The sequence below is a fragment of the Paenibacillus sp. 32352 genome (assembly GCF_002042965.1).
Taxonomy (GTDB): Bacteria; Bacillota; Bacilli; order Paenibacillales; family NBRC-103111; genus Paenibacillus_S; species Paenibacillus_S vulneris.
The window spans coordinates 1-14,374 of record NZ_MZNT01000025.1 but is presented as its reverse complement, the minus strand read 5'-3'; the positions used below and the strand labels follow the sequence as shown (position 1 = coordinate 14,374).

Below are 14,374 nucleotides of genomic sequence, written 5' to 3'. Positions count from 1 at the left end.
CGATGGCTATTGGAACATCATATAGGCTGCGTCAGGCATTGAACCGATCCTGTATCGCGCTTGCGGCCAGTGCCTTGCTGGCATCGGCTGCAGCAAGCTTCACCGCAGGAACGACTCATGCGGCACCCGTGAATCTGGAAGCGGATTATGCCTTAAGTGAAGGGCAGCTTGTCCGCACGGAGCAATTCAACAATACGAATTACACGCCGCTTCCGGTTCATGTCGTCGATGAACTCAAAGGGATCCGGACCAAGGTCGTAAGAGATTTTGTTAAAATTAATTGGTACTACAACAAGGATGAGGCGAACAGCGATTATTTGGCTTATTCCATCGACGACCCGCGTAACGCGACGAACCCGGATTTACAGCATGGCCGCAAGGAAACGTATGATTTCATGTCCCAGTTTACCGATGGCATTCTCCTATCTCTCGCTTATTCCTATGGAGGTGACGCGAATCCGCAGAAAAACCGCCTCCTAGCCGGCGAGACCGAAATGAACTGGCCTGAATTCGACAAGGCGATGAAGAAAATCATTTATACGTTGAAGGAGAAAAATCCGAAGATCGAATATATCGAGGTGGGCAACGAGCCGAACCTGGAGCCTGCCTATTATGGACATGTGAAGGATGATATTCCCGGCTACATGCGCATGTATCAGGGCATGTCGGAAGCGGTAAAATGGGTAAACGCACAGGGCTTGGCCGGGCAGCCGCTGAAAGTAGGCGGACCGGTATTATCCGGCTACAATTTCGAGAAGCAGAAGCAGTTCGTCGATCTTGCCTACGCCGCAAGCTATCAGGTCGATTTTGTGTCATGGCACCGATACCAGGAGGACGTGCGGATGAACGAAACGCAGGAAATCGAAATGAAAAGCTATCTGCACAAGTTTTATCCGAATGCTATAACCATTGTTAGCGAATACGGCTGGAAGGGGGGCGGGGGCTTAAGTGATCCGACGAACAACGTCGGACTGGCGAAGCAAGCGGCGTTTATGACGGACTCGGCATCCTATTATGCCCGTGGAGGGACGGATATTCCGATGAACTGGGTAGCGGTCCATACACTGAATGCGTATTTCAAGAACCAGTTCGATGTCGACTATGCTTTAAGCAATGGGGATACGACGAATTGGCAGACATTTATGAATCCTAATCCAAGGGCTTTACAATATTTGAACCTGCGCGGGTGGAGGGAGTCGGCATCGACCTCCAAGCCGATGAAGATCAAGGAAATTCGTTTTTTTGACAGCAGTAACAACCCGATTCCAATCCCGAATCCGGCAAACGACCCGAATATTGCGGCGGTTACGGACGGTGACGATGCGACGCAGTTTATCCAAGCAGACTACTGGACCTGGCTCAAGTTTGATCTGGGGCCATCGGCTCCCGGGATTGCCAGGGTTGATATCAAGTGGGGGAATCCCGATATCAACACCTTCCAGCTCATTGGCACTAGTGATAAATTGAAATATTACGAGGCGCTGGGCCGCACTTTCTACACCCCGTATTTTAACACAATGCGGATGTTCGCCCGGCTCGGGGACACCCGGGTGAAAGCAACCGGCGGCAGCAGTGACATCTATGGGACACGGATGCTGGCGACGAAGAACAGCGATTCCAAAGCGACGATGATGGTGTGGAACAAACAGGGAGACGGGGCGGCCTCATCCAATGTCAGCATCGATGTGAAGCATCTGCCGCCAGGCTTTGAAGGGAAGAGTGTACGGATCAAAAAGTATTTGGTCGACGAGACCCATAGCAATTATGCCTACAACAAAATCGACGAGCTCCAGTTGTTCGACGAAACCATAGCGAACACGGCGGACAATCTGACGATTAACGCTACGTTGAATAGAAATGCGGTAATGCTGATAGAGCTGGAGGCGGTTGATCCTAGCATCCAAAATATCGTGTCTGCCGGCAAGGAAGTTACCTCTACGACAGGAATGACGAATATGCCGGCGCTGGTGGACGGCAATAGTCTGACTGCTGCTGTCGCAGCCGATAGCAGCTATCCGCAAACTATACAAATGGATCTCGGCAGACCCTATGAGTTATCAGGGATGCAAATCGATTGGACGAACAGCGCATCGAGAGATTTCAGCTACGCAATAGCGACGAGCTTGGATGGCACGTCGTACCATACGGTAGCGGATCAAACCGACCCGGCTTCCGCAGTCCCAAGAGGGAACAGTTTGGACTGGTTCCAAACCAAGGCGCGGTATGTGAAGCTGACGGTGACGCGCTCCACCTTCGATGGCCCGCTATCGATTAACGATGTAAAGGTTTTTGCCGAAGCGCTGTACAAAAACGGGTTCGACACCACCGAGGATAAGAATGCGATGGCGGCATGGACGACGGTTGGCTTTGGATCGAAATCCACCCCATGGACCACCGTGACGGACAGTGTTTACCATAACACATTCGTGCAACCGATGGACCTATTCAGCACGACACCTAGCTTCGCCATTTTTGGTGACAGTCTTAAGGATTATGGAGTGGAAGCGCGGGTCAGAACTACGGACAGTGGAAACGTGCAAATGGGGCTTATTGCCCGAGCGACCGATTACAATAACTTGTATTACTTCAAGCTGTACCGAAGCAGCTCCGCGCATCAGGCAGTGCTGGAGAAGCGCGTCAATGGAACGACAACCGTGCTTAAGTCGGTGGATTTGGCTGATCCGATTCAGTCGAACCGCTGGTATAGGCTGAATTTGGAAGCTGTCGGAACAACGCTGCGAGCTTCTATTGACGGTGTTCAGGTTATCGAGCTTACGGATGCCAGCCGGGCTTCCGGTAAATTCGGGCTGCGAAGCCATGAATCCATCGCCGGCTTCGACGATGTCAAAGTGTATCCGATTGTTCCGCTGCTTGGCGATATTAAGGTGAACAGCGTATCTATTGAGGGCTTCCATCCGCATTTGAACAACTACACTGTACTTGTCCCATCGACGAGCTCTGCAGTAACCGTGACGGCAACCGTCTACGGTACGGCCAATACCGTGGCGTCCCCGGCCTCCGGGCAGGTGACCTTCGACGCGGTTGGCCAAGAGAGGTCGTACACAGTAGCTGCGCTGTCGACTGAAGGCAATGGGGCGAATTATTACAAGATAAACTTGCGGACGGCAAGCGCCGATACATCGCTTAGCAACCTGAGGCTGTCGGTCATTACGGACGCTCTGACAGCCCCGGGCCAACAATTACCCGAATCGATCGTTGCTCTGGTTCCGGGTCAAACGGAATACACGATTCACGTTCCTTCCCGTACGGCTTATGTCAAGGTGGTAGAGGCGATCCCGACGGTAAGCAATGTGGCTTCAGTTCAAATCACTAACGCAACTTTGGTGAACGGCTCGGGTACCGCAACGGTAAAAGTAACCTCCGAAGCCGGAACGACGGCGGAATATATGCTGAATATCCGGGCGAACCCGGAGGCGGCTGCCGGGACGGTGCTGTACGAAGAAAATTTTGAGAGCGGAGCTTACAATCAAGACGCAGCGACCGGTTGGAATAACGGTGCCGTACCGAATGGTGCAGCTTCACATCTACGCGTTGCGGATGAGGATCAGGGCAAGGTGCTGGAGAAGTATACGACGACCAGCATGGCCTTTACGGTCGGTCAAAGCGGTTGGACAGATTACGATGTAAGGGCCAGAGTTAAAGCGCAGGCCAGCCCGTCACTGCCAGGCATTATTGCGCGCGCATCCGACGATGCCAAAAACTTTTATATGCTGCGCATTCATAACGGCACGAATGGACTGCCTGGCGGAAGCACGGGGTATGTCATTCTTGGCCGTGTCGTGAACGGGACGCTCCGCGAGCTGGACAGCAAAAAAATCCCATACCCGTATGTGGTCGGTAACTGGTATCAGCTTCGTCTTGTCGTGGATAGTAATCGGATCAAAGGCTATGTGGACGATAGCCTGATCTATGACGAAGTAGATAACGGATCGTTATTCCCGACGAATCCTCCTGCACTGATGCAAGGCAAGGCGGGGATCCGGGTGGCAAACCAGGCAGCCCGCATCGATGATTTTCAGGTATCCCATCTTGCTGCCCTACCCGCAGATTCGGTGAAGCCGGTGATAACCCTGAACGGGCCGGCAGTGGTTGAAGTATTGGCTGGCAGCACGTATACGGATGCAGGAGCGACGGCGGCGGATGATGTGGACGGCGATCTGACAAGCCGCATTCAAGTGAGCGGCAGTGTGGACACGTCGACGCCAGGAACGTACACGCTGGTCTATACCGTAATGGACAACGCACATAATGTAGCGGACCCGGTTGTACGCACTGTAACGGTAACCGCTGCGGGGGATAAGCCGTTTACTGTCATTGCAAATGGCGGGCTGAACCGGACGAACGGTTTGAGTGCTAAGGTCGACGTTACCCGCACACCCGGCTCGGTAGATCATGCGGGTAGGGAAGTCGTTTACTTTCAGCTTCTTAAGGGCAGCACTCCCGTATCCCATGTTGCGTTGGAAAGCGAGCTTACGAATGGCGGCAGCCTGACAGGCCATTTCGATGTGCCGGATGCTGAAGAGGGCACTTATACGGTTCATGTGTTTATCATCGATATGCTCGACTCTATAGAGGGATCCTTGCCGATTCCGTTATCGAATAAGGTGATCGTGGAGTAGATTTCTGCAAGGAGGCAGCCCTTAGCTGGGAGGGGTTTCCTTTCCATTAAGTCAGCATATAGAAAACAAGCCACTCCTTGCAATGGAGTGGCTTGTTTTGATAGTTCATCTCTTTTGATGATTTGTTATGTCCTGCTTAATATTGTCCTTTAATTACAAAAAACGAGCCTCGAATCGTTCCGGCCAATTTGGATTTCTGCCTGGCAAACTTAAACTTGCCTTCTAACTCCTTGGGAACGTCCATTCCCTCAGAAAGCTTAAAGCCAACAGCCCGCTTCTTAGGATCGTCAACCGTATACATGACATTGAGCCCAAGACCATCCTCATAAAAAACGTAGGTGAACAGGATATTTTCGACTTGAAAGCGCGATGTTTCCAAAGGCTTGGCCGCAAACGCAATATCCCGTTCCTCCTTCAAGATTCGGTTCACATAATCAAGGATCTCCTGACTTTCGCCAGCTGGCACAACCGTAAATTCATGCTTGTATTTGTTCATAAAGTAACGGGCTTCGTTAGCACGTAAACCAGCGAGCGCTTCCGCTACAGGTGAAGATTCCAAACCTACCGTAGACACATTTTTAAAATCAACGATATACGACATGTCCATCCCTCATTTTCTCTTTATTCCCGAATCCTCTTAAATATTTACATAGATTGGTATTGACAAACGACACTTTAAATATACTACATTGCTACGTCAAAACCCTTCATTTTGAGGAATAGAAGCCATGCCAAATCAATATCGTGATTTTCGCTGCATCATCTATGAAAATATATCGATAAGCATTGTTTTCATTTAAAGTCGTCGCCCGTCAAATAGTTGTGGAACGGACGGTCTACCCAGAACTTATACGTGCTGACTTTGACACTCGGGTCGATTTGTTTGAAGCCGGCGACGATGCCGTCCGACTTGTCGTTCAGCGAGAACGATTGCGCATAATAAGGACCGGCTGCAGTGGAGATTTTATTATTGGTAATCACATCGTAATCGTTCAGTTCGGTCAAGGAATAATAGAGCGGCTGCCACCAGGAACCGGCGATCAAGCCGGATGTGTCTTCACTGTTTTTCTTGGCGTATTGCAGTACGATCGGCTGGAATTTTGCTTTGTCCGACGTACTCGCGAATTCGAAGGCGATGTCGTACTCCTTCGCCAAGGCGATATAGTTGCCGTTGGCCAGCTTTTGATAGCGCGTCGTGCTGGACGGTGTCGGCTGACCCCATTCGATCAGATGTACGAAAGCGGATGTCTTCGGCTCAAACTGCACTTTGGCTTCAATACCCTCGCTGCGCAGCAAGCCGATCAGCTGAATCGCGTGCTTCAGATCGGAATGGCCGTACGTCAGGGATAACGAGTCGACGAAGTTGGAGCTGAAGCGCGAGTCCTTCAAATTATAGCCGGTGACCAGCCCTTGCTCCAAAGCGGTGTTGACAACTTTCTCCAGTTCAGGCGCCTCAATGATATCCGATGTATTGTAGGCATCGGTCAGCTTCGCATAGATATTGGGATCGGAGGTTTGGCCGATGTAGTGTTTATAGTGTCCCTGAGTTTCCAGCACGTGTCCGAGAAGCTGTTCCGCCAGCCGCTTGGAGGCGTTCGCGCCCAGCCTCAGATCGCCGTACAATTCCGGGTCGACGAGTCCGGCATCCTTAGCTGCAGCGATCTCCTGGGCAGCCGATAGAGAGACGAAATCATCGACGTTGAGCGCCAGCGGGGCGAGCGATTGGGACACTTTTGACTGCGGATAGGAATAGGCCAGCTCGGTGAGGCCCGCTGCTTTTACTGCGATGAATGCGGCTTGCAGCGCTGAGAGCGGCTGATCCGCTGATACGGACGTCGAGGTCAGAATTCCTCTCTGATACAGTGCTGCGGCCGAGGCATAGAACGGGCTGGACGCCGATAGATCGCTGAAAGCGACGGTCGTTGTACTCTCCGGCGTAAAGTTCAGCGAGCGGGCGACAGCGGCGATAAATTCCCCGCGCGTCGGTGTTTCCGACAGCGACACTTGGAATTTCTCCTGCAGAAATACGCCGTATTCGCTCAATGCCTGCTGAGTTTGTACAGCGGCAGTCTGAATGGGAGCGGAAGCTTCCGCTGGAGCTTCAGCGCCGAATGCCGCGTGCGCTGGAACCGTAAATAGCAGGGAGGCGGATAGGGCTGCTGTGAGCAGTCCATTCGGTACGGAAATTGTCTTGAACATGATGCATTCCTCCAACCATAGTTAAAATGGAAAAATATAAATCCGAGTAATTATGTAGGATTTTCCTATGCATTCTATCATTCGTCAGAAAACCTGTCAATAGTAGAAAACCAAGACGAGATCAAGTGGAAGGGGAGACCGTCCAATTGAAACGTTGAAAGCAGAAAGCATGTTCAAAGTTGAAATGTGAAATGCATTATGCTACAATCACTTTTAGTATTCAAGGGGAGATGATGAGAATAATGTAAGTTTTCTTGCTATTTTACGAATGATAAAACAATATCTGTTTTATTTTTTGTTGAGCAAGAAAGTTACTTATTCTCTACACTCAAATAAATTTATCTGTCCCACGAGGTGGGTTAGATTTCAGCATTCATTTATTTGAGCTACAAGAAAGGGAACTTTCTTGTAGCTCTTTTATTTTTGTTTTTTATCTTGAGGAGGTTGAAAATCGATGTTTGAAGTTGTAAATGATCATGTGAGCCGCTCATTGTCCGTTGGTACGGTTCACGATCAAACAAAACGGATGCCGGAGCATTATCCATCTATTGATAGATGCACGTAGCGATTCTAGCTGCAAGCTTCGTGGGCTTTCATAGGGTTGGTTAATGTGCTTATTAAACACCAACAAAAGGGTTTAAAGGCTTTTTCTCCGGCTCAAGAGGAGAAAAAACATGAAATCAACTTCGAAATACGAAATGATTCAACATATATTGACAGAATGGAAACAACCCGCCTATCGGTTCCAGCAAATTACGGATGCGATCTTTAAGCAAAGAATCGGGGAGTATGACCGAATGACCGTACTGCCCAAGAGGATAAGAAACGATTTCATCATGGAGCTTGGCGAACATGTTTTGAACTTAACCCCTGTCATGCAAAAGACATCCAGTCAAGTGAATAAAGTGCTCTTTGCCATTGAGGGTGGCGAACGGGTGGAAGCCGTTCAGCTGAGCTATGAGCGCGGGTGGAAATCCTACTGTATTTCCAGTCAGTGCGGATGCGGGTATGGCTGCCGCTTTTGCGCAACAGGCACAATCGGCCTGAAACGGAATCTGACTGCCGATGAAATTACCGATCAATTGTTATATTTTCATTTAAACGGTCAAGCCTTGGATAGTGTTTCGTTTATGGGGATGGGAGAGGCGCTGGCCAATCCTAATATCTTCGACGCGCTTAAGCTTCTAACCGATTCCCGAATCTTCGGCTTGGGTCATCGAAGAATAACCGTTTCCACTATCGGTATTATGCCGGGGATCGATCGTCTGACGCAGGAATTTCCGCAGGTAAATCTGACCTTTTCCCTGCATTCTCCGTTTGACGAACAGCGGAGCGAGCTAATGCCCATTAACCATCGCTTCCCGCTTCATGATGTAATGAATAAGCTGGACCAGCATATTCGCACTACAGGCAGAAAAGTATATATTGCGTATATCTTGCTTCGAGGAGAAAACGATTCAACGGAACACGCAGAAGCGATTGCCGCCCTGTTGAAGAATAGAGGTTCTTGGGAACATTTATATCATGTCAATTTGATCCCCTACAATGCGACCGATGTGACGCCCGAAAGCTTCCATCCATCGGACAAAGACCGGGTTCAACGGTTTGTTAAGATTTTAAAGTCCAGAGGAATTCATGTCACCGTGCGAACCCAATTCGGAACGGATATCCAAGCAGCATGCGGCCAATTATATGGACATAACAAGTAAAAAAAGCTAAAGGAGGGATAACATGAGTACAGACACCGTGGTTACGCATGATTTACTCCGTATAAGTCGATAATAACCATTAAACTTATACGGAGTAAAATGAGACTGGATGGATATGTACCGACTTTTTATAAAGAAGCAGTGTGGTTATAAAAAGGAGGAACTTTCAACATGTCAATGATACAAGTGCAAAACCTGACGTTTTCTTATCCAAGCAGCTTTGATAATATTTTCGATGATGTTAGCTTTCAACTCGATACGGATTGGAAGCTCGGGTTTATCGGCCGCAACGGACGGGGCAAAACAACGTTTTTCAATCTGTTGCTGGGCAAATATGAATATAGCGGGAAAATTATTTCTTCGGTCGAGTTTAATTATTTTCCCTATCCCGTCTCGGATAAAAGCAAACTCACCTATGAAATATTAGAAGAGATATGTCCCCAGGCGGAGGATTGGGAGTTTCTTCGGGAAATCTCTTATTTGGACGTCGATGCCGAAGTGATGTACAGGCCCTTTGAAACCTTATCGAATGGGGAACAAACAAAGGTTTTGCTTGCCGCGCTTTTTTTGAATAAAGGGCAGTTTTTATTAATTGATGAGCCTACCAATCACCTGGACACCGATGCACGAAAGAGGGTTTCCAATTATTTAAAAAGAAAAAAAGGGTTCATTTTAATTTCGCATGATCGAAATTTTTTGGATGGCTGTGTTGACCACATTTTGTCCATCAACCGGGCGAATATCGAAGTTCAAAGCGGTAATTATTCTTCCTGGAGGCTCAATTTCGATAGACAGCAGGAGCATGAGGAAGCAGCAAATGAGCGTTTACAAAAAGACATTGGAAGGCTGCAGCAATCTGCCAAACGTTCAGCAAATTGGTCAGATCAGGTAGAAGCTTCCAAAAATGGCACAACGAATTCCGGTTCTAAATTGGATAAGGGGTTTGTGGGACACAAGGCTGCTAAAATGATGAAACGTGCAAAGAATATTGAATCCCGGCAGCAGAAAGCCATTGAAGAAAAGTCACAGCTGCTCAAAAATGTGGAAAAAACGGAGTCATTAAAGCTAGAACCATTGGAATACAAATCCGAAGAGCTGATTCGTTTAACGGATGTATCCGTTATGTACGATGGTGAAACCGTGAATAAGCCCATAAGTTTTCATGTTAAGCAAGGAGACCGGGTTGTGCTTGACGGAAAGAATGGCAGTGGAAAAAGCAGTATTTTAAAGCTCATCCTGGGGGAGCCCTTAAAGCATACAGGCACTTTGAATGTTAGTTCAAGCCTTGTCATTTCTTATGTACAGCAGGATACTTCTCATTTAAAGGGAATGTTATCCGACTTTATTGAAGAACATCAAATTGATGAACCGTTATTTAAATCCGTTCTGCGAAAAATGGACTTTGAACGTATCCAGTTTGAAAAGGATATATCCCATTATTCCGGCGGGCAAAAGAAAAAGCTGCTTATAGCCAAAAGCTTATGTGAAAAAGCTCATTTATACATTTGGGATGAGCCGTTAAACTTCATTGATATTTATACACGCATGCAGATTGAAGAGCTTATTCAAGGCTTCAATCCAACCATGGTGTTTGTAGAGCATGACCAGGCATTCCAAGAACAAGTCGCTACGAAAACGGTAGCCTTATAATGAACCTTCAGTACTGAGAAGTAAACCCGTTCCATAATTCCGGAGCGGGTTTATTTTTGTTTTTTATTTGGGAAATGGATGAGTTTCCTCGACCGTGATACCGGCCGCTTTCAAATGCCCGTAGGCAATGATTTTGCTAAACTGGGATGCAACTTCATCTGCAGGAAGGGCGTTATCGTTTTTAACCCACCAAATTACAATCCCCATAAAAGCTGATACGAGGTATTCGAGCAGCAATTCCTTGGATATCGACGAAGGGGAATTTCCCTTAGCAGGATTCCATCCTTCATTCAGTTTATCTTTAATGATATTCTCCATTTTCGCTCGAAACGGATAGATTCTGTTCTCGCCAATTAACATAGCATAGTAAAAGGTAGTGTGACGCGAAATATGTTCGAGTATAGTTTGCATGACTATTTCAAGTACAGAAATACTGTAAGGATTCGTACTGATGGGACAAAGAACGATGGCATCCTTTAATTCGCTCAACAGTTCATTCATGCATGTATCTAATAAATCAGGTTTATTTTGGTAATGGAGATAAAAGGTGTTGCGATTAATCATTGCCCGATCGGCAATATCCTGTACCGTAATCGCTTCGTAACCTTTTTCCTGAATAAGATCATAAAACGCCTTGCGAATCGATTGTTTCGTGCGCAGTATTCTTAGATCCGTTTTCTTGCTCATGGTTTCGTTCCCCCAAAATGGATTTAGTCCGTTTAGCGACAAACTTTTATAAGATGTCTTTTATCTTTCAAAACGAAAAATATTGAATATTGAACATGATAATAACCTCCATTATAATGAGCGACAGATAAATAAACAACATGATGTTCATTATTTATCAAATGACCATTTACTCTAAGGAGGATATTCCAATGAAATTCAACCATCAACATGAGCTTGTACTTAAAGCAATCGCCGTTCTGGAAAGTTTAGAAAGCGGGAACCCCGAAGCGATTACGGCTTACGTTCATCCGGAACATTATATTCAGCACAATCAGGCCTTACCCAATGGTCGTGAAGCCATGCTTGGCGCACTCGGTCATTTAAAGGAAATGGGTACGAAGGTAAGCATTAAGCGTACATTTGTTGACGGGGATTACGTCGCTCTTCATTCTTTATATGATTTTCACGGACCTAAAGTCGCTTTTGATATTTTCCGTTTCGAGAATGGACTCATCGTCGAGCATTGGGATAATTTACAAGAGATGGAGGGCAAGACGCCAAGTAATCATACGATGATTGATGGACCGATCACCATTAAAGATATCGACAAGACAGATGCCAACAAAGTATTGGTAAGAAGCTACGTCGAGAACATCTTGCTTGGAAAGAACCGCGACCTGCTTGCCGCTTATTTTGACGGAGATAACTACATTCAGCATAGTCCACATATTGCGGACGGCCTTTCCGGACTTCATGCTGCATTGCAGGCGCTGGAGGAGAAGCATATTGAGTTTCAATATACTCATGTCCATCAAGTCATAGGACAAGGCGATTTTGTGCTTACAATGAGCGAAGGTCACTTCGATCGTCAGCCTACCGCTTTCTACGATTTGTTCCGCGTAGAGAACGGAAAGATCGCCGAGCATTGGGATGTTATCGAGCCCATTCTGCCGGCAGAAAAACGAAAGAACTCAAACCCTAGATTTTGAGGAAATTTTGCAATAAATCAAAAAGAAAAACCCGGCATTCACGCCGAGCTCGTAGTTGTATATAAGGAACAGTGTCTTCAGGATAGTCGAGTTAATGGACTGCATCGCGACGATTCCTTGCGACGACGGGAGCCGCGCAAGAGCGACCATGACGAAGGTCGAGAATGCGAAAAAAATGCCCGCGATCCACAAGCAAAAAAGGAGCGGAAAAAGAACAGGAGGCGCCGTACGGAAGGGATTGTGGTCCTGAATGGAATGCGTGAGTACAATAAGCATAGGCCTACTGCTTGCTGCAGTAGGCCTTGTTTTACAATCCTATTTCTAATCATGTGAAGGAGTAAACAATTATTTCTTAAGCTCTTCAGGGACCTGAGGACGATGCCACTCAAAGCTAAACGATGTAGGTACAGTAATAAAAGCAACACCAACTAGCATGGTATTCAGAATTTTCGCGATACCTTTTTTCACCATAGTCAATAACTCCTCTCAAGTTTAAATATTTTTTCAAACCAAGGTGTTAATGAAAATGCTTGTACTACTATAATAGAGGATAATAGAGAATTTTGTAAGTAGAAATTGGAAAAAATAAATAATAAACTGCAAATTTTTATGATCCATTTTTTACGTAAAGAGACCTTCCTTATTACATCAATTCCTTTTGGCGCATAGATTGCAAAAACAAATAGAGAAATAATATCAAATGTGAGCCCCAGGTAATTATAAGGATACTTTACGAAAACAAGAAGCAAAAATACAATAATGGTAAAGATACAACAGGACAACGAAGAATTTAGATGCGCTCCGCCTGTAAAGTACCTTAATACGGTTAATATCAAGAATACTACGAGCCAACGTTCCAGGTTCCCGGCAGCGGCGCAAATAACGAAGGATACCAAGAGGGCGGTAAGGGTGTTAATAGTAATAATTAGCGAATAGGTTAACAGCTCCTTTGAGGAAGCTTTAGGATGATTCTGCCTGATAAAGTCAGCTATTTTTGAGGCTAACTCATCGATTGGATTCATTTTTTACCCACTCCAGTAGTGTTTAAGTACTTTTTATCTACCGCGTTTTTGTTTCTTCTCCAGGCAATTATCAAAACGATGATAAGTAATAATGCGATTAAAAAAAATATAATCGGATGGATCATGCTGTGTGTAGCCGTGTACATAGACAGCCTGCTTGCTTGAATTGCACAAACAATTAATATGAGTAGAACGCCAAAAATAACATTGAGCGGTTTCAAGGCTTTACGACCGTAAAGCTGTCTTGCGAGGAACATGAATCCAAACTTCCTGTAATTGAACAAAGCTGTTAATAGTAGAAGCAATATACTAGTACTTATTTGAATAATGGACATTTGGATTAATGAATTACTAATACCCATATAAGTGGTTAAACCTATAAGCTGTGCAATGGAAGCAATTAAGTATTCCGCTAGAAATCCTACAATCGTATAAATGATGGAAATTAGGAATGAATATGCAATAGGCAGGTTAAACAGCACCGTGCAAGATATAATCAAAAATGTCGGCAGGAAGAAGATGGTGATCCCTTTCATAGCCGCTACTTCTGATAAATAATAGGAGAGCAGACTCATAATAGTAGTAATTGATAATATTTTATAAAGATTACGGCCGAACAAAAGCCGAAAAATAGAAAAGGTGAAGAGTCCTGTTGCACCATATTCCAGTAAGTATAGTAATATCCGACTTACAGCAACCACAAAGGCACCAATCTCTCTTGTTGTATAATTGTTAATAGTTATTAAATAAGAATTAACATATTTTTGTTCATTTGTGTAGTCTTTTTTCAATGTGAGATAAATAATGCCCAGTTTGTACTGGCAACAAATTATTGACAGGAAGATATTGTAATTATAAGATTGATCGGATAGTTGGGCTTAATGACGTTAAAACGGCATATGTGTTCTTGCGGATGATTACGTTCATGGGCCTGAGGGATTTATTGCGGAGCTGGCTGAGAACATAAAAAGGAGAAGGTGGCCTGTGTTGAACAAAAAAACAAAGGGTGCGGATGTGATCGGATACTGCTGCATGAGATTTCCAGTCACCAATTTGAAGAAATCGGTGGATTTTTATTGCGATGTATTGGGCTATGAATTGATTTCAGCAGATTATTCATTTGGAGAGGCACATGTCGGATTAAAAAATGGCAATGGACCGGGTATTTTTTTGATGGAAACGAAACAGGAAGAAGTCACGCCAATGAAGTTTGTATTTCCCCGTTCCTTCTTTATTACTAGCAGCACAGGGCATGTGACGATGATTGAGCTATTAACGAATGATTTGCTTGCTTTGCATGAACGGGTTAAACAAGCTGGCGCTCCTATTGATAAAGAGCCTGTATTTACTAATGATTTCGGTTATTTCACCTTTTATGATCCGGACGGGCATTATTTTCGGGCGGTCGAAGAAGCATAACAATCGAGTAGGAGGGGGTGATTAACCCCCGTCCTCTCACACCACCGTACATGCGGGTCCGCATACGGCGGTTCCAA

General features: G+C 45.9%; 12 protein-coding genes. 6 read left to right on the top strand and 6 right to left on the bottom strand.

From position 1 onward, the window contains the following. Positions 1-2: 2 nt before the first annotated feature. Positions 3-4,640: an immunoglobulin-like domain-containing protein gene (locus tag B1728_RS34925; RefSeq protein WP_079915027.1), complete on the top strand. Its 4,638-nt coding sequence runs from the start codon at positions 3-5 to the stop codon at positions 4,638-4,640. A gap of 136 nt (positions 4,641-4,776) precedes the next feature. On the opposite strand, the gene B1728_RS34920 is transcribed toward B1728_RS34925, so the two are convergent. Continuing rightward, positions 4,777-5,241, bottom strand: coding sequence for a phage tail protein (locus tag B1728_RS34920; RefSeq protein ID WP_079915060.1), 465 nt, complete (start codon positions 5,239-5,241; stop codon positions 4,777-4,779). A gap of 191 nt (positions 5,242-5,432) precedes the next feature. Then, positions 5,433-6,839, bottom strand: a complete 1,407-nt coding sequence (locus B1728_RS34915) for a hypothetical protein (protein ID WP_079915026.1) — start codon at positions 6,837-6,839, stop codon at positions 5,433-5,435. Positions 6,840-7,513: 674 nt separating this feature from the next. On the opposite strand from B1728_RS34915, the gene B1728_RS34910 reads away from it, so the two are divergent. After that, on the top strand, positions 7,514-8,548 hold the full coding sequence (locus B1728_RS34910) for a Cfr family 23S rRNA (adenine(2503)-C(8))-methyltransferase (protein WP_079915025.1): 1,035 nt from the start codon (positions 7,514-7,516) through the stop codon (positions 8,546-8,548). Positions 8,549-8,719: 171 nt separating this feature from the next. Continuing rightward, complete coding sequence (locus B1728_RS34905; RefSeq protein ID WP_079915024.1) at positions 8,720-10,198, top strand: Lsa family ABC-F type ribosomal protection protein; 1,479 nt, start codon at positions 8,720-8,722, stop codon at positions 10,196-10,198. Between the two features lie 63 nt (positions 10,199-10,261). On the opposite strand, the gene B1728_RS34900 is transcribed toward B1728_RS34905, so the two are convergent. After that, entirely contained in the window at positions 10,262-10,885 is a 624-nt protein-coding gene (locus B1728_RS34900; protein WP_079915023.1) for a TetR/AcrR family transcriptional regulator, read from the bottom strand. Positions 10,886-11,076: 191 nt separating this feature from the next. Here B1728_RS34900 and B1728_RS34895 point away from each other — a divergent pair, with 191 nt between their 5' ends. Beyond that, the gene (locus B1728_RS34895; RefSeq protein ID WP_079915022.1) at positions 11,077-11,856 is read left to right on the top strand and encodes a nuclear transport factor 2 family protein; all 780 of its coding nucleotides are present in this window, start codon (positions 11,077-11,079) and stop codon (positions 11,854-11,856) included. 94 nt (positions 11,857-11,950) lie between these two features. Beyond that, on the top strand, positions 11,951-12,106 hold the full coding sequence (locus B1728_RS36500; protein ID WP_179136326.1) for a hypothetical protein: 156 nt from the start codon (positions 11,951-11,953) through the stop codon (positions 12,104-12,106). A gap of 95 nt (positions 12,107-12,201) precedes the next feature. Here the strand turns inward: B1728_RS36500 and B1728_RS34885 are convergent, their stop codons facing one another. From B1728_RS34885 to B1728_RS34875, 3 genes are read right to left on the bottom strand one after another with little or no spacing between them, the layout of a single operon-like run. Beyond that, positions 12,202-12,327: an AgrD family cyclic lactone autoinducer peptide gene (locus B1728_RS34885; RefSeq protein WP_079915020.1), complete on the bottom strand. Its 126-nt coding sequence runs from the start codon at positions 12,325-12,327 to the stop codon at positions 12,202-12,204. Between the two features lie 2 nt (positions 12,328-12,329). Then, positions 12,330-12,878 carry an accessory gene regulator B family protein gene (locus tag B1728_RS34880; RefSeq protein WP_079915019.1) on the bottom strand — a complete coding sequence of 183 codons (549 nt, stop codon included), beginning with the start codon at positions 12,876-12,878 and terminating at the stop codon, positions 12,330-12,332. Beyond that, complete coding sequence (locus B1728_RS34875) at positions 12,875-13,669, bottom strand: hypothetical protein (RefSeq protein ID WP_144028106.1); 795 nt, start codon at positions 13,667-13,669, stop codon at positions 12,875-12,877. Before B1728_RS34875 ends, B1728_RS34880 begins: the two co-directional genes overlap by 4 nt. A 196-nt stretch (positions 13,670-13,865) precedes the next feature. Here B1728_RS34875 and B1728_RS34870 point away from each other — a divergent pair, with 196 nt between their 5' ends. Further along, complete coding sequence (locus B1728_RS34870) at positions 13,866-14,297, top strand: VOC family protein (protein ID WP_144028105.1); 432 nt, start codon at positions 13,866-13,868, stop codon at positions 14,295-14,297. Positions 14,298-14,374 lie beyond the last annotated feature (77 nt).